Genomic DNA, 18,090 nt, shown 5'->3' on the forward strand with positions numbered 1-18,090 from the left:
GGTGGAGCAGTCGAACATGTAAAAACATATTGCTATTATAGCCGACAAACCGCTCCACTATCAGCAGAATAGGTATTTTATTTTGTTCGTTTATAACACCCTTTCCCGAGCTCAGGAGCTTGTTCGATGAGATTTCTACTGACTAATGCCCTAATAATTTGCGCTGATTGAGATTTGTTAATTCCTGATAGATCCCGCAGATCCTTATGCGTGATGGCTCCTTTATCATCAAGAAAACTATCAATTTCAGATTCATATTTTTTCAAAAATATATTTATCTTCGAAGTAGCTTTTCTTTTCCCGGGTTCCCAAACGAATTGATGAACAAGGCCATTCTTAAAAATAACTACCTGTGGGACACTGTCTTTAACATATATTTTTGAGATGACTGCTTGAAATAGTTTGCTTAATGTTTCTCTGCCCATATATTTCATTAAAAATTCATAGTCATACGATACATTCTTTTTGATGAGGCTCTTGAAAAAAACAACACCAGAGATAAATTCGAAAAGATCTTTTGAGTCATCTTCTTGAGGGGTCGTATATTCATCAATTTCTTTTTGCTTCAATTCATTAATTTTTTCTTGAAGTCTTGCTTTCTTAACAATGAATTCGCTTTGGCTCATCGATTCACTTGAAAATAAAAATAATTCTTCTAAGCGATTGATAGCTGTTTCATACTTTTTTATTTCTTCAGCAATCATCGGTGTAGGTTTTACAATTTGTTTAGGTTTTTGAATTTCAATGCTCCAAGGATCAATGCCGGAATTACTTAAATCATTCAATATAAAGAATTTAATATCTTCAATACTTTCTGAAGAGAGAGTTCTGACATGGACAAAAGAGTTACCTTTAAGAAGTATCTTTTCAATGGTGCTGTTTTTCATTCGATATGATATTTTATCGGCCAATTCACAATAGTTAGCTAAGTAATTAAAAACAAATGGCACCAGAAAGATGTCTCCAATAGTCCCAGAACATGCATCGCCACTATTATAATTTGCACAATTGTATCTTGATGATGGTATCCCATCTTTTCTTTTTGGTCCCGGCCCTGGCGTATACCTTTTTGAACAATTCTGACAAAATACGATTCCAGAAAATATATGAGGGACTGCGCTTTGTCGGTGCGCTTGACTTCCGCCTTTATGGTTCTTTTTAATCGTTTCTTGGACCCGATAAAATTGTTCTTTTGAAATAATTGCCTCATGGTTATCTTCAAGAATTATCCATTCTCCTTCATCTTTGCGCTTTCTTGGATTCAATGAAGCTTTCCTGTAATTGTACCGGTAGGTTCCAATGTAAAACGGATTCTTCAAAATACGATAAACAGATTCATTGCTCCAAGTATAACCGTTTCTTGTGACATACCCATTGATATGAAGGGTTCTGGCCACAGCGATTGTTGATTCAAGTTCTTCATATAAGTCAAAAATATATTGTACTATCTTTGATTCAGAGTCTTTTATAAAAGGAAAGTCTACTTCATTATTTAGATCATAACCAAATGGAGCAAAACCTCCATTCCAGAGTCCTCGTGATGCTCGATCGATCATCACGCTGAGGACTCTTTCCCCGGTTAACTTTCTTTCTAATTCAGCGAACACCAGGATGATCTTGAGCATGGCCTCGCCCATGGCGGAGCTGGTATCGAATTGCTCATTCTTAGAAATAAAGGCTGTATCGTATTTCTTGATTTCCTCATACATCTCACAAAAATCTATGAGGTTCCTTGAGATCCGGTCGATTTTCCAAACGAGTATATGGCTAAACTCACGCCGTCTAACCCGATCCATCATATCCTGATACCGTGGCCGATCAGTGTTTTTGGCAGAAAAACCCGCATCTTCAAACACCTCGTAATCGTCGATGTTTAAAACCAATTTCGCATAATTTATTAAATCGCTACGCTGGAGGGGAAGACTGTCGCGATCCGCTTGCATGGCAGTTGATACTCGTATATATAGAGCTGCTTTTTTTGTAGTCATGTTAGTTACCTCTGTTACTATTGAATCAGATCAATGGATAATTCCATCCTTTTATTGATAAAATTGACTGGAACTCCATAGAATTCGCTCAAGTCGTATTTAGTCATTGCTGGCGCATGATCTTCAAAATGTCCTGAAGGCATTAAGAAATAGGCTGCAAAAGCATCAGCTCTGGCTTCACTTTGAGCAGAATGAATAAAGAATTCATGCAAAATTATATGGCCAAGCTCGTGAGCAAGAGAGACCCGGAATTCAAAATCTGGAAGATGTGGTACAAAAAGGGTTTTATCAAAGATTCCGGATTTTGTGAGAGTGGGGATAATCACAATATCAAAATCGTGATCAATGATTATTTGCTCAATGGTGTAGATAGGCGTGGGGAATTCTGAAATATTATTAGATTCTAATGTGCTGAGCGCACATTCTTCACAATGCTTAAACATAATACCTCCTTAAATGGAACGTTAGTTCTAAATGAGGGTATTATAACACAAAACATTTGTTCTTATTAGATGAAGTGAGGGTAAAAATTTGCGTTAATGCTTTTAAAAAAATTAGTTTTGTGTTAAAATAGAATCAGAACAGTAGTTCGATTTCGAGCAAATGAGGTGCTTCTATGGCGGGAAATACGAAAATTGAATGGACAGAAAAAACTTGGAATCCCGTAACTGGATGTACAAAAATTTCTGATGGATGTAAGAATTGTTATGCAGAGAAGATGGCTAAAAGATTAAATGCGATGGGGAATCCACGGTATGAAAATGGGTTTGAAGTAACGATGCATGAGGATTTATTAACAGTACCTTTGAAATGGAATAAGTCTGCTAAGATATTCGTTAATTCGATGTCTGATTTATTTCATGAAGATATTCCTTTTGAATATATTCAAAGGGTATTTAACACCATGAACTTAGCAAATCAGCATGTTTTTCAAATATTAACAAAAAGAAGCGATATATTGCTAAAATATGCACCTCATCTTAATTGGAGCAATAACATTTGGATGGGTGTTACTATCGAGAGTGATAAATATAAATATCGAATTGATGATCTAGCGCAGATACCGGCAAAAATAAAATTTATTTCTTTTGAACCGCTTATTGAAAGAGTGAATAACCCAGATCTATCAAAGATCGATTGGGCGATTATTGGGGGTGAAAGCGGTGTTGGGGCTAGGCCGATAATCGAAGAATGGGTTATCCACTTGAAAAATGTTTGTGATCAATATGATACTGCATTTTATTTCAAACAATGGGGCGGTAAAAATAAGAAAAAAACAGGACGAGAATTACTTGGTCAAACATGGGACGCTTATCCGGTTGTTTGATTTTGATCCATATTTTGTGGAAATGTAATATATAGATGATCTGCCATTGTATTAGCCCTATGTTTCGGGCAAGTAATTAAGCCTTCCAATTCAAGTTCAATTAAGGCTACTTTTATATTTTTGCTTGTATAGATAGTTTCAACTAAGTTATCTATTATATTTTTCACTTTTATAGTATATCCTGAAAACTGTTTTAACAATGTCTGTTTTAGTGTGTTTCTCAGTTCTTCTGTTTTAGAAATATCTATGAAATTCAACTGCTGTGGTCGACTGCTTGAAACATAAGAAAAATTAGCAATTCCATTTGTTTTAGTTGAACTTAAAGAGTGCATAATCTCTTTCATGACATTTAGTGCTAGATGGGAATGAGTAATAAAGATGATGTAATGACTTGTCCCCATTCGATTCTCAAATTCGAAACGAAATGGAAAGGATAACAGATTATTTTCTTTTAGTGATCGAGAGAAGGCTTCAATTATTATTTCTTCTTTATTTATCGTATTTTTCTTTAGATTTTTTTTCAATTCTTCATATATTTTGTTGCTAAATAATTTGCGCATATGAATTTCTACCTTTGGGTTCAAAAGTCCAGACTGGATGCGGTTGTAGTTAAAAAAGAGGATGGCATCACATCCGAAATTCCCTAAACATGTTGAAAATAGATCTTGAGATAATCCTTTATAACCAAATGGGTCAATGAAATATAGAGTTGGAATTTTTAAGTTCGCAAATTGATGTAAATGTGAGTCGGTTGACAACTTATCGCAAAAGAATTGCGGTTTATTTTCTAAAAGATCGTAGCCATCAATTTTTTTTAGGTTTTCTTTAAGTTGTAATATATTATTCTCATCACAATCATTAAAAAAAGTCAGCATATTTTGACAATAATGGCGGTCATTCAATATATGTTCCATAATTAAAATAGGAGTTGACTTCTCACCGTCTTCAAAAGCACCTGGGCCTGAAAAAAAATCTACATAAGCGAGTTTACCAGAATTCTTAAATGGATAACGTTGAACCACGGACTTCATTATTTTTGCCCAAGCGGGGAAATAATTTTTAACGATTAGTGTTTTTGTTGTATTATTATTGTCCTTAACACTATAAAAATCATTGCAATCCATAAGTTAAAACACCTTTCAAAAAGTTATTGAATAATATTATTTTTAGTAGTTTCAATTTTGGGATTTGTTTTAATTTTTTTAGGAGGCGTAATTCTGCTATTCGAATCCCATAGACACATATAACTATTGGCTGGACCTATGTCAAATTCATCAGTCTGCAAGTAACACTCAAGTGTATAGATATCATGGAATTCATAAACAAGAGTAATTGCTTTATTCTCAATTTTCGCGTTTTCAGAAAAAACAAACAGAAAGATGAAAACTTTTTCAGTATTAATGGGAAGGGCAAAATTTGGACAGACACTTTTATTATTGAGTTTCATAGCAATATCCAAAGCATTCCCTGCACCAACATTTGACAAAGAATATTTTATTGTTATGTACTTTTGTTTCGCAGTTATTTCATTAATACCACCCTTATATCTTTTAAGATTTTCAGGGAAATGAGTACTAGGTGTTATTTCATTAGTATCAAATTCCACTAGAAAGTATTTGTAGTCATAATCATTAGAACAGATATTAGATAAATGATCAGCTGGAAAAATTTGGAGAAACTGAGCTTCTAAGTAAGGTTTCACAGAAAGTGTTCGTTCGTTTCTAAGCTGAATTTCATTAAGCCTTCGTTCATCTCCAATTTGTTTTTTATTATAATTAATAGTTAATACGACGGCAACGATCGTGGCTCCAGCACCCAAGATAGATCCATAATATGACAATAAATTTGGGAAGGTCAATGAAGTTTCAGCATTTAATTCATGGGCAAGTAAAAGTGGAAGTGTCAGAGCAAACAAAACTAAAAATATTATTATTAGAATAAAAATACTCGAACTATATTTTTTCATTTATACTCGCTTTCATTATGAATTATTTGTTGGCATATCAAGTAGTTGTTTGAGTGGCAGTTGCAGCTTGAAGAAGGTAAGGAGCAACTGCCACAAAAAGTTCAAATCCTTTATTCCCGATAGTGTTCAATACTTTTGAAATTTTCGACTTGGCTCCTTCATTATCTTTTACAGCAATCATTTCATCAATTGAATGAATAAGCTCTTTCAGTTCGACTGTTTCATTTTTGTTTAAGATGCCTTCCGGCAATTCGTTGATATTTTTCATAGTTTGACTTATGGAAATGTTAGTAATCGCTGTTGCTGATGAAATTGAATTACTGGTATTATGGTTATTGTTGTTAATTGTAATTTGACTCTTAAGTTCCAAGATTTTTAGTTCTTCTATTCTCTTTTGGTCTTCACGCAAGAGATTATCTCTATGGTTTTCTAATTTTAATTTCAATACTTTTAGGTCATGGACTGGATACACAGATTCCTTTTCAAAATTATCGTCAATAAATTTAGGAGATAAACCATACTCTAAATCAGATATTTCTGAGTGATAAATCATTGTAATTTCATTAATTAGATCTTGATGGTCAAAAATGCTTTGGTTTTCTAAATCACAACTGTGTATGTAAAAATTAAGGGTTTCAATTTTTCCCATCGTTCCTCCAAAAAAAACAGACTCAAATAAAGCCTGTCATTTTCCCTTATTCTGTTCTCTTAAAGCTTTCTGCCCTTTTAAAAACTGCAATAAATCTCTTTTCTCTTCATCAGACCAATCACCGTAGTCCTGAAACATTGCCGTGGTCACGTTATCTTTTAGAAAATCTTCAAGTTCTTTTGTGTAGTTGTGTTCAGCGTAAAGGTCTTGATCAACGTCACGTACTGGGATTGGGTCGTCAGTATTACCGAGGAGATAGTCTAATGAAACTTTGAAATAATTTGAAATGATCTTGAGTGTTTCAAGATCTGGTTCACGTTTGCCAGTTTCATATTGAGAAATGTTGTTTTTGGACTTATTTAGAAGATTGCCTATTTCTTCTTGGGTCATATCATTTTTTAATCTAATTGATTTCAGTCTATCCCCAAATTTCATTTAGTGATCTCCTTTTTCATGTAATAAATTCTATTTTATACACAAAATGGTTATTTGTAAATAAAGTTAACAAAAAGAATACTTACGGCTTGACAAGTAACCAAAATGGGTATATCATAAAAGTAATCAATACGGTTACAGATTGGAGGTGATGGAATGAGCAAAGTTAGAGAGCTAAGAGAAAACCGCGGTTATACGCAAGATGATATGGCCGAAAAGTTGGGATTAAAAAGCAAAAATGCTTATAGTATGAAAGAAAGAGGGGAAAGAAAATTCTCTCTAGAAGAAGCAAATAAAATTTCATTAATCTTTGAAATGCCGATTGAACAGATTTTTTTTAGCAATGAAGTAACCAAAAAGATTACTAATCGCAAATCTAAGTATAACCCACAAGCCAGTTAGGTGGTGATTAGATGAACAAGCTTGAACTTGAATTAAAAAGCATCGGCCGATCGTGCGAGGTAAAGCTAAGCGGGATATAGAAAATCTTAAAGAAGATGTCCCTCAATTTTGGGGAGATGTTCAAATAAGCAAACGAAGCCGATTCTTACGGCAGAGAACAAAAGCAGTATGAATATAACCCACGTCGGTTATATCTGAATGCGGTATTGTTGCAGATTCAAAATATGGTTAGGTTTTCTTTGATGATGACGGAAATTTGACTAATCTTTGATCGGATCGTGTTGTTTTTTCAGTATTTCGTTTTGCTCTTGTAGGAGATCATTTCGCTCCTTATCAAGTTTAATCTCTTGCTGATGAAGTGCAATATCTTGCTCCACATAGTCAGTTGCAATATCAACAAATTGTTCTAATTTATTTGAAGTAGAATCAAGAAATTCTTTTAGCACTACTGACTCCAAATCGGAAAGATTGGTTGAATATAGCGAGATAAGAAACCCTAATAAAGTGATGATAAATGTCAATTTATCATAGATGGAAACATGCGAATTTTCTTTAATAGTTTTCACATCAGAAGCGACATTTTTAATTATTTCATAATTTTCTGGATTAACGTCTTCTGGTAAATCATCGATTAATGCCTTGAGAAAGCTATCTGAATTATTGAACAATTCTGATAATGCAGAGTTGGTCGCTGATAAGTTGGACGACAGACTAATTGAATCTAGCAACTCGGCGTGATTGTAGATCATATCAGCAGCAAACTGGATATTTTCATAAGCCATCTTAATCATTGGTGACTCCGCCATAGAAAAAGCTGAAGTGGTCATTGCATCGTCGAACCAGCTCCCGGCAAGAGCTATAGATGACGGATAATCACCCATATTAACGGGCCAAACGCCAATGCCAGCTATATCTAAAGCCGCATGGCTGCGAAACATGGAGTCGTTGGCATGGGAACTCGGGAAACTGATGTTGTTATAAGCACCATCAAGTTTGCGTCGCAACTCCAATTGACGTTCAATTATTTTTTCAGCTGCGGTTTTATCTGTAATCTTTGCCATTAATGCAAATCTCCCTTTAATTCAAATCGATGTCTAAATTTTCGAATAAAGGGTGGTTGAAAAAGTCAATAATAGAGATATCTGAAGCATCACAAAGCTTTTTGATCGTACAAACGCCAGGGTTTTTACTTCTCCCTTTGAGGATGCTATCTATCGTCGATTGAGTCACGCCAGCTTTAGTAGAAAGCATATTGATAGTAATGTTTTGCTCATCACAGAGCAGAAGTATTCTTTTATTCACAGCTTCACGAATTGTCATAATAACCACCTTACCGAAACATCGTTATCTAAAGGATAACATATAATTTTAAAAATAATTAACGATATATAGTTGACTTTTGGAGATTAACGATATATGATTAATTAACGATAAAACGTTAAGAAAGGAGCTGGAAATGTTAGGAGCCGAATTGAAAAAACTAAGACTTGAAAGAAATATGTCACAAGTCGATTTAAGCAAAATTACTGGAATTCCACAAACAAGTATCAGTGATTTGGAGCAAAACAAATATATTCCGAAGGTAACAACTTGTTTAGCATTGGCAAATGCGCTTGGAGTGGAATTAAGATATTTGTTGGATTCAATTGAAAATGTAAAAGCCAGTTAGGAGGTGTTCACATGCCCATAAATATTAACGAAATCAAAAACAGTTTGCGAAACATGCGGTCTGAAATTGATCAAATTGAAAGAATAATTATGGGTGGAATGAAAGAAGCTGAAAATGAGCATGAAAAACTCTTTCATCCACCCAAAGAAGCAGCTGAAAAGCTGGGAATTCCTTATAACTGTTTGCGACAGCTTTATTTATATGAAGAAGGTTTCCCAGTAATAAAAATCGGAAGCCGATACTATATCAGCGTTCCAGCAGCAAAGAAGTGGATTGAAGAAAATACTTAGAATTTTGCGGGGAGCAGTTCAGGCGAAAACTGAGAGGGGGGAGAAAAAGAAAGCCGGAACAATCGCTTCTTTAGAAAAATTATATCACGAAAGGAGAAATTAGAGGTGAACGATGAAAGTAAGAATATTTATCGGATCTGCAGAGAAAATGCCGGACTGAAACTTAATGAGGCAGCTGCAAGGCTTGGACCTTGTGAACGGTCGTTGAAGTACTGGGAATCCTATGATCCGGTAACTGGGGAGGGCAGACTTCCGTCAGAAAGTATCGTTATTCAAATGACAAAAGTTTATGTCACACCATTGCAGAAAAACGCAGATTATTTATTGGTACAGCACTGGGTTTTAAACACTGAAATTGGAAGATTATTATTCCCGCGATTGAATCTAATAGACTTGATGGATTTAAAGAATCTACCATCAGCTTTTCTGAAATACCAGGCTGAGCGCGAGGATGTTGAAACACTGGACAGCAGAATGCGAAAAGTCGTAATTGATAATCAAATCTCTGAACAAGAGAAGGATACTTCAAATGATTTTCTGAAAGAAATATCGGAATCAATTATTAGCGGATGGGGATTGATGTTTGCTTTAATGGCAAATGGCTGCCAGATTAATAACAATGAAATAACTCGAAATGAAAGGAAGGTAAAGCATGGAGAAAAATTGTTTGCCTGGCGATAGCAGAAGGCAAGAAATATGGAAAGCGCTGGCTGAGATAGGCATTAACACCGAGGAAGAACTGATGGCAGCTTTTAACGAACCATTTGATATCAGTATGTTTACAGCTCCAATGTCAAGGAAAAAAGAGGAGGACAAAAGTGCTTAGAGAAAAACAAAAGACACCCGTTGGCGCAGGTGCCCTTTGCGAATAGGATATGCAAATTTTTCTAAAACAATTTTATCACACCAGCGTGTGAAATGCAAGGAGCGGCTTTACCTCCGGGCCGCTCCGATTCTCAATAGGAGGAATAATTTCAGGAGAAAAAATATGGATATGCAAAATTTATTATGCAAGTTGGCAGGAAAACAAGAAGCAATTAAAGCAAATACAAATACCTGGGATTTGTTGAGAAACAGCTATAACAAGGGCGTTTTGAATGTGTTGGATGAAGTCATTGATGATTTGGAAACAATTACTGGACTTAAGGCTCCGGTCAAACAAGAGAATCAGAATGTTGTTCATTTCAAAAAAGGGCAACATATGGCGAGGTAAGAATGCAGATCAATGAAATCATCAAGAAAGAACGCGAGTCTAAAAATTTGACGCAAAGCGAGTTATTGGAACTATCAGGAATCTCGAAGCGATCAATATCGCATTGGGAATCTGGAAATAGAATGCCTCACTTTGATAGCATCAAGCCAGTATTGGATGTATTGGGGCTAAAAATAGAAATTGTAAGGAAGTAGAAATAATGACCAATAATTATTGTTTCGATCCACCAGATCCAAAGGAATCAAAGTATCCGGAATGCCCGGAATGTTATCAAGAGTGTGACACTATTTTCTACTCAAAGAAAGGTGATGTTGTTGGATGCGAGAATTGCATTTCATCAATGGATGCCTGGGAGTGGCATGCTCGAGAAGAAAAAAATGAAGGACCTGATCCGGATCGTCTTTTTGATGAATACATGGATCGGCAAACAGCTTAACTAAGGAGTATGAAATGTTAGAAATAAAAGTAAATAAAGGTGATGTTGAACTTATGGGTGTTGGTAGTGGAGTTGATTTAACTGTTGAATTGCTAACTGCGATTGATACATTTTATCAGGAAGTTATTCATGATTCACTACCTCGGGAAATGTTCGTAAACATGCTGGCCGTTGCACTTATTCAGGCCCCAGCACATTATGAAAAACTGCAAAGGGACATAGAGTTAAACCGTGATAAGGTAAAAAAAGCCAGACAAGAGGTGAAGGAAAATGCAGAATCATGACCAATGGTTAGAGGCCAGAAGAAAAGGTATCGGTGGCAGTGATGCTGCCGCTATCATTGGCCTGAATCCATGGGCCACACCCTACACGGTATGGGCTGACAAAACTGGGCGGCTTCCTCCGAAGGAAGACAGTGAGATCATGCGACAAGGTAGAGATCTGGAGCAGTATGTAGCGGATCGTTGGATGGAAGAAACCGGGAAGAAGTGCCGGAGACGGACAAAGATTTTAGGTAACCCGGATTATCCCTTTGCCCTGGCCAATGTAGATCGTAAGGTAAACGGTGAGAATGCTGGACTTGAGTGTAAAACCACTAGCATCATGAACCTGAAAAAGTTCAAGGGTGGCGAATTCCCCGAAACTTATTATTGTCAGTGCGTACATTACATGGCAGTGACCGGGGCTGACCGTTGGTATCTAGGTGTATTAGTATTAAGCCAGGGATTTCATACCTTCGTGATCGAGCGGGATGAGGACGAAATACAGGCCTTGATGGATGCTGAACGGGACTTTTGGAAATATGTAGAGTGCGATACCCCGCCACCGGTTGATGGCCTGGATCCGACAACTGGAGCTATTAACACAATTTATGCTGGCGATGCAGAAGATGGAATAATTGAAATTTATGGAAAAGAAAATACAGTCAATCAATATCTAACAATTAAACAGAGAATTAAGGAACTGGATATTGAAAAAGAGCGGATTGAACAACAACTAAAAGAAGAACTGCAACTATATGAGAAAGGAATTTGCGGATCATACCAAATTAATTGGAAAGGCCAGAAACGGCGGACTTTTCAGGTGAAGGATTTTGCAAAAGATCATCCAGAAATTGATCTGGATGGATATTACAAAACAAGTGAATTTAGAAAATTCGAAATCAAGGAGGTTAAATAATGGCAGGAAAAATACAAACCGCGGCAGCGACAAACGCTGCAGCAAAAGCAAATGGAGCACCAACGATTCAGGCATACATAAAAAGTATGAAAGGTGAAATTGAGAAAGCTCTACCAACCGTAATGACGCCGGATCGGTTTACACGGATTGTTATGACCGCAATCAGTAGCAACCCCAAACTGGCAGAAACAACACCATCCAGTTTTTTAGGGGCCATGATGACGGCAGCACAATTGGGACTTGAACCCAATACCCCATTAGGACAAGCATATCTAATCCCATTTTACAATAATAAAAAAGGCGTTTTAGAGTGTCAATTTCAATTAGGTTATAAAGGGCTTATTGATTTAGCTTATCGATCAGGGCAAGTTTCCTTGATTCAGGCCCATGTTGTATATGAAAATGATGAGTTCGAATTTGAATTAGGTCTGGATCCAAAATTAAAACATATTCCAACAAGAGGAGCTAAAAAAGGTGATCCGATTTGGGTTTATGGCATGTTTAAAACAAAAGATGGCGGTTATGGTTTCGAGGTTATGAGCGTGGAAGATGTTCGAGAAAATGAGAAAGAAAATCGAAAAGGTAACAAAGGAATGTCAAATATTTGGGTCAAGCATTTTGACGCCATGGCGAAAAAGACTGTTTTAAAGCAGGCTCTCAAGTATGCACCAATGAAATCAGAATTTTTAAGAGGAATTGCTTTAGACGAAACGATTAAAAATGAAGTAGCAGCAGATATGACTGAGGTTCCAACCGAATATATTGAACCGGAATATCAGATTGATGAGGATGGAGTCATCCAGGATGAGCCTTCCAGCAATGAACTCACTGATGAAGAAAAACAGAAAATCATTGAATCTGAAATCCGAGAAGCAGAGCGGGAAAGCATTAATGTTCAATAAAAAAATGAACTGCCAGGTGGTACATTCCTGGTGATCTCAAAAGGAGGAAGAAAATGAATTTAGGTGAATTTGGTAATGGTGGATTGCAGGAACTCTTTGATCATGAGTTCGACAAGGTTTTAAAAAACATTCAGGATCCCAACACTGATCCAAAGGCAGCTCGTAAGATAACAATGCAGATTACGATTAAGCCCGATGAAAGCAGGATGGTCGGTCAGGTAGATATTAAGGTGAATCATGCGGCAGCCCCGATTAAAGGTCTGGCAACAAGCATCTTAATGGAAAAATCGGGTGCTGGTGTAAAGGTTCAGGAGCTTGGCGGTCAAGTTCCTGGACAGATTGATATGAATAAGATTGTAAATATGGAAGGAGCAAGAAAGTAATGGATTTAACAAGAAGTTTTTTAGAAAAAGTTGAGGAAATGACAGGACCGAAAGTGATTGAGATTGGAGGATTGGCTTATTCAGAAGGAAGTTTATATGCTGTTCAAAAGCCCATGCCAGCAATGATTAAGGCTCAAAGTTTAACAGCTCTCATTGATTATCTAAATGCAAATACCGACAAATTATTCCCGGAGAAACTACTAATTCATGTTGTTAATGAAACGACGGTACAAATTATCTCGAGTTTAAATCCGGATTTTAAAAATAGAGAAAATTACATTCAGGCCGATGCTCTTTTGCCGGTGATCACACTTAATCGGTTTATGGACCGTGAGAACTTTAATATTATGCTGCAATCCCGGTTCGTACCGAATGAGGATCGGGGGCGCGTTTTATCCAGCATCGCAAAAATGCGGTTCGAAAACAGTGTCAAGCTTGAAGATGATGGTGTCACTCAAACAGCTACCTCAGCTGTTGGCGTTACCCTTGTAAAAGAAGAACAGATTCCAAACCCGGTTGTATTAGCGCCCTTTAGAACGTTCACTGAAATTGATCAGCCTGAAAGCCCATTTATTTTACGGGTCAATGATAATTGCGAAGTCGGTCTTTTCGAAGCAGATGGCGGTGCCTGGAGACATGAAGCGATGACCAGGATCAAAGCATATTTAGAAACGCAACTGGGTGAAGACTATACGATTATCGCCTAATAACTGGACCGATCCCGGCTGAGAGCGATATTCAGCCGGGATATAAATGGTGTCAAAGTACTTGAAGGGACCACCTAGAATGGGGGTGAATAAGTGGCCAGACCGATAAAGGAAGGAATCGATTATTTCCCTTTTGACGTCGATTTAATAGCTGATCGTAAACTACGCCGGGTCAAGATAAAGTATGGACCAACGGCGGTGATGGTTTACATATCCCTGCTTTGCATTCTTTATAAAGACAAGGGATATTACATTGATTACTTTGGAGACAATAAAGAAGACGTCCTGTGGGAAGTGTGTGAAAACCTTCAGGGGAAGCACCAGCCGGACGTTGAAACTGTAGAGAGTATTATCGAGGATTTGGTGGCGTGTGGACTATTTAGCGATGATCACTTTAAATCCGGAGCTATAATTACTTCTCGACGGGCACAGCGCACGTATTATGGGGCGACTGTGGATCGTAAGGCAGCGAATATCAATTTTGATTATTGGCTTCTTTCAGAAAATGAAATGAAGGAGCTTTCTTCAAGGCACCCAATTTTAAATAATTTTATTAATCGACCGAAAAACGAGGTTAATCGACCGAATAACTCAGTTAATCACCCTAATAATACACAAAGTAGAGTAAATAAAAGTAAAGTAGAAGAAATGAAAGTAGATAAGAGTATAAGCTGTCAGATTGATCCATCTGACCAGATTCATTATCTAAATCCTCAGTTGAATGAACTATTTATGGAATTCCTGGATATGCGGAAAAAGCTGAAGGTTAACAATACTGAGCGAGCAATTAATCTTCTGAAAAGTAAGATAATCGATTTTCCAGACAACATCAAAATCGAAATTATTGGCGAATCGATTATGAATGGTTGGAAAGGGTTATTTCCGGATAAATTCAGAAAAAATCAAATGAGCGTAATTCAAAGTAATTTAAAGAACTTACCTGACTTAATGGCAAAGGCCGAGCAGGAAGATCAAAACGAAATAGAGGTGAATATTTTTGACTAAAGTCGAAACAACGAAACTACTTGGAATTATTGGTGCCATGTACCAAAGCTACCAGGTAACGGATGAAAAAATCAATATTTGGCATCTGCTAATAAAAGATATCAGCTTTCCGCATGCTCAACAAGCCTTGGTCGAATGTTTAAAGACATCAAAATTTCCACCGGTAGCAGCTGAGATCATCGAAAGAGCTGGGGTCATTCGGTTGATTGAAAGCAGAATGGAGGGGAGTTTGCTTGACTGTACAGGAAACAGTATCGCTATTAAAGAAGATGAGCGGAGTATTTACAAGGATTAGTCAGTCCGACGCTGCAATTGATGTCTGGCAAGAGATCCTTCAGGAGATTCCCTATGAGAAGTGTAACCAGGCGTTTATGATGTTTTTACGTGATGATGGGCAACGTGAGCCACGGCCAGGGGATATCTTAAGAATTTCAAAATCGATTTATGAACCGATTGTACACTATGAAAAACAACCTTGCTATAAGTGCCGATCGACTGGAATCGTCTTTTTAATTGATCAATTTGGCCATGAATCCGTTGGATCGTGCGATTGCATCAATGGGGCGCAGCATGTTGGGTTGCCAAAAATCAGAAGGTCTAACTGGGACATGGATCCGCTTGGACGTGTAAAAGTAATGAATCATAATCCACCTGAATATTTAAGAGGAGGTTGAAAAATGAAAAAATTAAGAACAATGCAGATTATTAAACATGCTTTGCAGCACTATATCACAAGACCCGGTGCAGATCCTAAAGACATCGAGCAGGAAAAACAGTTGCTACAGCGATATGAGGATGATATCCGGACACTTAAGAAGAAGATTTATAGCAAGGAGGATGATGATGGAACCAAAGCAAGCTAAAGAATCCTTGGAGAAGTTCTCCACACCATACAGTCATCAAATATACAAAGATGCTGTGAATATTGCGTCAGAGGCATTAAATAAAACTATCCCTAAAAAACCACTTAATGGAAAATGTTACGAATGTGGGTGGAGACTAAATGAAATTGACAGTTATTGTTCTAACTGCGGTCAAAAGATCAGATGGGATGTGAATCATGATTAACTGCAAAAACTGTGAAAATCTAGCAGAGAATGGCGGAAATTGCCAGGGTGTAATTGGCGATCTGGAAATCTTAGATTGTACTGAGTTTTATCTCATTGAGAGGTTGAGGGATGACTAAAAGAATCAATTCGAATCTAAAAGGGAAGGTCGGAGAGCGTGAGTTTGCCAAGTTATGCCGGGATAACGGTTATGATTGTCGCCGTGGCCAGCAATATAACGGTATTGAAGGTGAGGATGTTGTTGGATTACCTAATGTCCATATTGAAGTCAAAAGGACCGAAAAACTGAAACTCTATGATGCCATGGATCAGGCAATCCGGGATTCAGGTGAGAAACTGCCGATTGTTGCCCACCGAAAGAATAATTGTGACTGGGTTGTGATTATGCCGGTTGAGGCATGGTTTGAAATGTATCGGGAATATGAAGCGGGAATAGAGAGGATTACAAATGAAAACTAAAAAACAAGGTCATTGTAAAAAAGCAAATTGTCAGTATTACGACCACAAGCATTTTAAAAATAATTGTTCAGCATCGGCCATGGCTCACAGATGGAATAAGTGTAAGTTGTTTATTAAGAAAAAAATTGAGGATGCCAGCTGACTATAAATTTGATAAAATGAGTTACTGTAACTTTCGGACGAATGTGAGAGGGTAAAAAATGATAGAAATAAAAGGGCAATACAACAAGGCAAATGTTTTTATAGATGACATTGAAAAAGAAACATATAAACAGGTTTTAACAATGTGTAATTTGAAACAGTTGGAAACTTCAACAATACGGATTATGCCGGATTGTCATGCTGGGGCTGGGTGTACGATTGGAACCACCATTCGGATGCCTCATAATACGCCAATCAACCCCTATTATGTTGGCGTTGATATCGGCTGTGGAGTAGAAGTTGAAAACTTGAAGGTTCATTTTCTTTTCAAGAATTAGATGAAGTTATTCGAAAAAACATCCCATATGGATTTCAAATTAATGATAAGGAAGAAACTAAAGCGATTGAACTTATCGGGAATTTATACTGTAGAGAAAAACTTAGAAGCTTAGATCGGCTTTATAAAAGCCTTGGGACATTGGGAGGAGGTAATCATTTTATCGAGATTGCAGAAAATAAGGACCAGGAGCGATTTCTTTTAATCCACAGTGGATCCCGGAACCTGGGCCATCAAGTTGCAACAATTTATGGCGAAATGGCTGATAAGGATGGGTTTTTAACAGGTGAATTAATCAAAGACTATTTGCACGATATGAATATCTGTCAGTATTACGCAGAAATCAATCGCGTTTTAATGGTAAGTAAGATTGTTGATAATTTGAATTTGACAAAAGCTGAGAGAGAATGTACGACGATCCATAATTATATTGAAATGCATATGGATTGCATTACCTTGAGAAAAGGTGCTGTCAGAGCTATGAAAGATGAAAAACTGGTGATTCCATTAAATATGCGAGATGGAACGATTTTGGCTAAAGGAAAAGAGAATCTTGAATGGAATTGTTCAGCACCCCATGGAGCTGGCCGAATCCTGAGTCGATCCCAGGCGAAAAAAACACTTGAATTAACGGAATTTGTCAAAGAAATGAATGGTGTTTATACGACATGCGTTTCAAAAGAAACCCTGGATGAAGCACCAATGGCTTATAAATCGATGAGCATGATTTTAGAGCATATCACCGAAACGGTTGAAATAATCGACGTACTTAAGCCAGTTTATAATTTTAAAGCAGCAGAAAAATAAGAAAAGAAACGAGACTGACTATGAAAGCACTAACGATATGGCAGCCATGAGCGCAGTTGATAGTTTATGGTGATAAATGGACAACAGGGCTTTTGGAACTGGAAAGAACATGAACAGGTATAAAAAAAGAATGCTCCTACTGCAATAGGAAACATTCTAGCGTATTCTCTCCCGAATACTGATTAACTTATTATAACATAAGGGGGAGAATACGTGCAAGTAAGAAGCTTTTTTGAAAAGTATATGGATAATAAAATTGTGATTATCTTCATAGATCGTGAGATCAAATTACTCAGAGAACAGATTGACCCGTCGTATACCCAGCAGTTGTCACATACCCCGATTGTTCATGGCGGGGGGAGTAGCACGGAACGAACGGCGATAAGGCATCTTGAGGATAAAGAAATTTTGGAGTTGCAGAAAAAGAAAAAACTAGCTGAGGCGGATATAGAGGTGGTGGACCGGCTCATGCCGATGATGTCACCGGAGCTGAAAAGTATCATAGAGGACCGATATTTTAAAAAACTGACCTGGAGGGAAATTGCAGACAAAATGGAACTGGATGAAAGGACCGTTCAAAAGAAAATCGAAGTGACACTGGATCAGTTGGACATGATTTCTATGCGTGAAAGTGCTTGCGGGTAGAATGCTGATAGAATGCAGATGTTTTGCTGGTTGGATGTGTTCCAATGCAGGGTTTATGCATGTTATTATTAGGATAGGAAATT

General features: G+C 37.1%; 31 protein-coding genes. 23 read left to right on the forward strand and 8 right to left on the reverse strand.

The features are described from left to right. Positions 1-77: 77 nt before the first annotated feature. Complete coding sequence (locus ABGU93_RS06875; RefSeq protein ID WP_347412734.1) at positions 78-1,988, reverse strand: recombinase family protein; 1,911 nt, start codon at positions 1,986-1,988, stop codon at positions 78-80. 17 nt (positions 1,989-2,005) lie between these two features. Next, complete coding sequence (locus tag ABGU93_RS06880) at positions 2,006-2,431, reverse strand: ImmA/IrrE family metallo-endopeptidase (RefSeq protein WP_347412735.1); 426 nt, start codon at positions 2,429-2,431, stop codon at positions 2,006-2,008. 173 nt (positions 2,432-2,604) lie between these two features. On the opposite strand from ABGU93_RS06880, the gene ABGU93_RS06885 reads away from it, so the two are divergent. Continuing rightward, the gene (locus ABGU93_RS06885) at positions 2,605-3,315 is read left to right on the forward strand and encodes a phage Gp37/Gp68 family protein (RefSeq protein ID WP_347412736.1); all 711 of its coding nucleotides are present in this window, start codon (positions 2,605-2,607) and stop codon (positions 3,313-3,315) included. On the opposite strand, the gene tcmP is transcribed toward ABGU93_RS06885, so the two are convergent. The 4 genes from tcmP to ABGU93_RS06905 are packed head-to-tail and all read right to left on the reverse strand — an operon-like array spanning position 3,300 to position 6,365. Beyond that, complete coding sequence (gene tcmP / locus ABGU93_RS06890; RefSeq protein WP_347412737.1) at positions 3,300-4,439, reverse strand: three-Cys-motif partner protein TcmP; 1,140 nt, start codon at positions 4,437-4,439, stop codon at positions 3,300-3,302. The two genes, ABGU93_RS06885 and tcmP, sit on opposite strands and share 16 nt — an antisense overlap. Positions 4,440-4,462: 23 nt before the next feature. Further along, a complete protein-coding gene (locus tag ABGU93_RS06895) occupies positions 4,463-5,281 on the reverse strand; it encodes a hypothetical protein (protein ID WP_347412738.1) in 819 nt (272 codons plus the stop codon). Between the two features lie 37 nt (positions 5,282-5,318). After that, positions 5,319-5,930: a hypothetical protein gene (locus tag ABGU93_RS06900; protein ID WP_347412739.1), complete on the reverse strand. Its 612-nt coding sequence runs from the start codon at positions 5,928-5,930 to the stop codon at positions 5,319-5,321. Positions 5,931-5,966: 36 nt separating this feature from the next. Beyond that, a complete protein-coding gene (locus tag ABGU93_RS06905; RefSeq protein ID WP_347412740.1) occupies positions 5,967-6,365 on the reverse strand; it encodes a helix-turn-helix transcriptional regulator in 399 nt (132 codons plus the stop codon). Positions 6,366-6,521: 156 nt separating this feature from the next. Between ABGU93_RS06905 and ABGU93_RS06910 the strand changes: the two genes are divergently transcribed. Next, positions 6,522-6,767 carry a helix-turn-helix domain-containing protein gene (locus tag ABGU93_RS06910; RefSeq protein ID WP_347412741.1) on the forward strand — a complete coding sequence of 82 codons (246 nt, stop codon included), beginning with the start codon at positions 6,522-6,524 and terminating at the stop codon, positions 6,765-6,767. 260 nt (positions 6,768-7,027) lie between these two features. Here ABGU93_RS06910 and ABGU93_RS06915 read toward each other — a convergent pair whose 3' ends face one another. Continuing rightward, positions 7,028-7,828, reverse strand: coding sequence for a hypothetical protein (locus tag ABGU93_RS06915; protein WP_347412742.1), 801 nt, complete (start codon positions 7,826-7,828; stop codon positions 7,028-7,030). A gap of 16 nt (positions 7,829-7,844) precedes the next feature. Next, entirely contained in the window at positions 7,845-8,087 is a 243-nt protein-coding gene (locus tag ABGU93_RS06920; RefSeq protein ID WP_347412743.1) for a helix-turn-helix transcriptional regulator, read from the reverse strand. 136 nt (positions 8,088-8,223) lie between these two features. Between ABGU93_RS06920 and ABGU93_RS06925 the strand changes: the two genes are divergently transcribed. The 21 genes from ABGU93_RS06925 (at position 8,224) to ABGU93_RS07025 (ending at position 18,007) form a co-directional block, all read left to right on the forward strand. Next, positions 8,224-8,436 carry a helix-turn-helix transcriptional regulator gene (locus ABGU93_RS06925; protein ID WP_347412744.1) on the forward strand — a complete coding sequence of 71 codons (213 nt, stop codon included), beginning with the start codon at positions 8,224-8,226 and terminating at the stop codon, positions 8,434-8,436. 11 nt (positions 8,437-8,447) lie between these two features. Further along, positions 8,448-8,726, forward strand: a complete 279-nt coding sequence (locus ABGU93_RS06930; protein WP_347412745.1) for a hypothetical protein — start codon at positions 8,448-8,450, stop codon at positions 8,724-8,726. Between the two features lie 105 nt (positions 8,727-8,831). After that, positions 8,832-9,407 carry a helix-turn-helix transcriptional regulator gene (locus ABGU93_RS06935; protein ID WP_347412746.1) on the forward strand — a complete coding sequence of 192 codons (576 nt, stop codon included), beginning with the start codon at positions 8,832-8,834 and terminating at the stop codon, positions 9,405-9,407. After that, positions 9,379-9,552 (forward strand): hypothetical protein, encoded by a 174-nt coding sequence (locus ABGU93_RS06940; RefSeq protein ID WP_347412747.1) that lies wholly within the window; start codon positions 9,379-9,381, stop codon positions 9,550-9,552. The genes ABGU93_RS06935 and ABGU93_RS06940 overlap by 29 nt, the downstream gene beginning before the upstream one ends. Before the next feature lie 162 nt (positions 9,553-9,714). After that, positions 9,715-9,939, forward strand: a complete 225-nt coding sequence (locus ABGU93_RS06945; RefSeq protein ID WP_347412748.1) for a hypothetical protein — start codon at positions 9,715-9,717, stop codon at positions 9,937-9,939. 2 nt (positions 9,940-9,941) lie between these two features. Continuing rightward, the gene (locus tag ABGU93_RS06950) at positions 9,942-10,133 is read left to right on the forward strand and encodes a helix-turn-helix transcriptional regulator (protein WP_347412749.1); all 192 of its coding nucleotides are present in this window, start codon (positions 9,942-9,944) and stop codon (positions 10,131-10,133) included. Positions 10,134-10,138: 5 nt separating this feature from the next. Further along, positions 10,139-10,375 carry a hypothetical protein gene (locus ABGU93_RS06955; protein WP_347412750.1) on the forward strand — a complete coding sequence of 79 codons (237 nt, stop codon included), beginning with the start codon at positions 10,139-10,141 and terminating at the stop codon, positions 10,373-10,375. A 14-nt stretch (positions 10,376-10,389) separates the two neighbouring features. Further along, on the forward strand, positions 10,390-10,659 hold the full coding sequence (locus ABGU93_RS06960) for a hypothetical protein (RefSeq protein ID WP_347412751.1): 270 nt from the start codon (positions 10,390-10,392) through the stop codon (positions 10,657-10,659). After that, a complete protein-coding gene (locus tag ABGU93_RS06965; RefSeq protein WP_347412752.1) occupies positions 10,646-11,554 on the forward strand; it encodes a lambda-exonuclease family protein in 909 nt (302 codons plus the stop codon). The genes ABGU93_RS06960 and ABGU93_RS06965 overlap by 14 nt, the downstream gene beginning before the upstream one ends. After that, the gene (locus tag ABGU93_RS06970) at positions 11,554-12,456 is read left to right on the forward strand and encodes a recombinase RecT (RefSeq protein ID WP_347412753.1); all 903 of its coding nucleotides are present in this window, start codon (positions 11,554-11,556) and stop codon (positions 12,454-12,456) included. The genes ABGU93_RS06965 and ABGU93_RS06970 overlap by 1 nt, the downstream gene beginning before the upstream one ends. A gap of 53 nt (positions 12,457-12,509) precedes the next feature. Then, positions 12,510-12,839, forward strand: a complete 330-nt coding sequence (locus ABGU93_RS06975; RefSeq protein WP_347412754.1) for a hypothetical protein — start codon at positions 12,510-12,512, stop codon at positions 12,837-12,839. Further along, positions 12,839-13,546: a hypothetical protein gene (locus ABGU93_RS06980; RefSeq protein ID WP_347412755.1), complete on the forward strand. Its 708-nt coding sequence runs from the start codon at positions 12,839-12,841 to the stop codon at positions 13,544-13,546. Before ABGU93_RS06975 ends, ABGU93_RS06980 begins: the two co-directional genes overlap by 1 nt. 93 nt (positions 13,547-13,639) lie before the next feature. Then, complete coding sequence (locus ABGU93_RS06985) at positions 13,640-14,551, forward strand: DUF4373 domain-containing protein (RefSeq protein WP_347412756.1); 912 nt, start codon at positions 13,640-13,642, stop codon at positions 14,549-14,551. Continuing rightward, entirely contained in the window at positions 14,544-14,846 is a 303-nt protein-coding gene (locus ABGU93_RS06990) for a replicative helicase loader/inhibitor (protein ID WP_347412757.1), read from the forward strand. The genes ABGU93_RS06985 and ABGU93_RS06990 overlap by 8 nt, the downstream gene beginning before the upstream one ends. After that, positions 14,785-15,225 (forward strand): hypothetical protein, encoded by a 441-nt coding sequence (locus ABGU93_RS06995; RefSeq protein ID WP_347412758.1) that lies wholly within the window; start codon positions 14,785-14,787, stop codon positions 15,223-15,225. The genes ABGU93_RS06990 and ABGU93_RS06995 overlap by 62 nt, the downstream gene beginning before the upstream one ends. A gap of 3 nt (positions 15,226-15,228) precedes the next feature. Continuing rightward, entirely contained in the window at positions 15,229-15,414 is a 186-nt protein-coding gene (locus ABGU93_RS07000) for a hypothetical protein (protein WP_347412759.1), read from the forward strand. Continuing rightward, positions 15,395-15,619, forward strand: a complete 225-nt coding sequence (locus ABGU93_RS07005; protein ID WP_347412760.1) for a hypothetical protein — start codon at positions 15,395-15,397, stop codon at positions 15,617-15,619. The genes ABGU93_RS07000 and ABGU93_RS07005 overlap by 20 nt, the downstream gene beginning before the upstream one ends. A gap of 110 nt (positions 15,620-15,729) precedes the next feature. Continuing rightward, positions 15,730-16,077, forward strand: a complete 348-nt coding sequence (locus ABGU93_RS07010) for a hypothetical protein (protein WP_347412761.1) — start codon at positions 15,730-15,732, stop codon at positions 16,075-16,077. 200 nt (positions 16,078-16,277) lie between these two features. Then, complete coding sequence (locus tag ABGU93_RS07015; protein WP_347412762.1) at positions 16,278-16,556, forward strand: RtcB family protein; 279 nt, start codon at positions 16,278-16,280, stop codon at positions 16,554-16,556. A gap of 38 nt (positions 16,557-16,594) precedes the next feature. Beyond that, positions 16,595-17,362: an RtcB family protein gene (locus tag ABGU93_RS07020; RefSeq protein WP_347412798.1), complete on the forward strand. Its 768-nt coding sequence runs from the start codon at positions 16,595-16,597 to the stop codon at positions 17,360-17,362. A gap of 213 nt (positions 17,363-17,575) precedes the next feature. After that, on the forward strand, positions 17,576-18,007 hold the full coding sequence (locus tag ABGU93_RS07025; RefSeq protein ID WP_347412763.1) for a sigma factor-like helix-turn-helix DNA-binding protein: 432 nt from the start codon (positions 17,576-17,578) through the stop codon (positions 18,005-18,007). Positions 18,008-18,090: the final 83 nt, after the last annotated feature.

Source organism: Acetobacterium sp. (assembly GCF_039830195.1).
Lineage (GTDB): Bacteria > Bacillota > Clostridia > Eubacteriales > Eubacteriaceae > Acetobacterium.